Genomic DNA, 948 nt, shown 5'->3' with positions numbered 1-948 from the left:
CGCCGCCGACCCGCACCGGGTGAAGGGCGTGGCCTCGCGCCGGGAGGCGGCCGCGGTCGCCGGCCGACGATCCCTGAAGTCCCGGGCCCGCACCCTGCGCCCGTCCCTGAAACACCCGGACGTCACCGACCTTGGGCATCCGCTCGGACGCTGCCGCGGCATCACCTGCTTTGCGAGCGTGGAGGACTCGATGGTGCTGCTCGGCCCGCCCCGCTCGGGCAAGGGCCTGCACGTGGTGATCAACGCGATCCTGGACGCCCCCGGCGCCGTGGTCACCACCTCCACCCGCCCGGACAACCTGACTGCCACCCTGGACGCCCGGGCGAGGGTGGGGCCGGTGGCGGTGTTCGACCCGCAAAGGCTGGCACCCGGCATACCCTCGGCCACTCGCTGGTCCCCGATCCGGGGGTGTGAGAACCCGCAGACCGCGCTGGTGCGCGCCAAGGCCCTGACCGTCGGCGCGGCCAAGGGCACCACCGACGCCAGCTTCTGGCAGTCCAGCGCCGAACAGGCGGTCCGGTGCCTGCTGCACGCCGCCGCCCTCGGCGGGCGCTCCACCGCCGACCTGTACCGGTGGTCGCTGTCGGCGACCCAAGCGCGGGAGGCGGTGGTGATCCTGACCACCAACCCGGCCGCCGCGACCGCGTGGGACAAGGCCCTCGAAGCCATCGTCAGCTCCGACGTCAAGCAGCGCGACTCGGTGTGGGCCATGGTCGGCATCGCCTTCGCCGCCCTGGCCGACCCGAACGTGCTGGACGCCGTCTCCCCCGGCCCGGCCGAGCAGTTCGAACCCGAGGTCTTCCTGCACGAGAAGGGCACGGTCTACCTGGTCGGCACCTCCACCGGCGCCGCCGCCACCGCCGGACTGGTCGGCGCGTTCGTCGAAGACGTCGCCGAAGCCGCCCGCCGCCTGGCCGCCGCCTCCCCCCGCGCCCGGGTCGACCCACC

General features: G+C 74.5%; 1 protein-coding gene. It reads left to right on the top strand.

Annotated elements, in window-relative coordinates; genetic code table 11:
- Positions 1 to 28 precede the first annotated feature (28 nt).
- On the top strand, positions 29 to 948 hold a 920-nt coding region (locus tag FRW57_RS22125; RefSeq protein ID WP_275263260.1), incomplete at its 3' end, for a type IV secretory system conjugative DNA transfer family protein.

Origin of the sequence: Segeticoccus rhizosphaerae (assembly GCF_009192725.1) — a bacterium.
GTDB lineage: Bacteria > Actinomycetota > Actinomycetes > Actinomycetales > Dermatophilaceae > Segeticoccus > Segeticoccus rhizosphaerae.
This window is presented reverse-complemented; position numbering and strand designations above follow the sequence as displayed.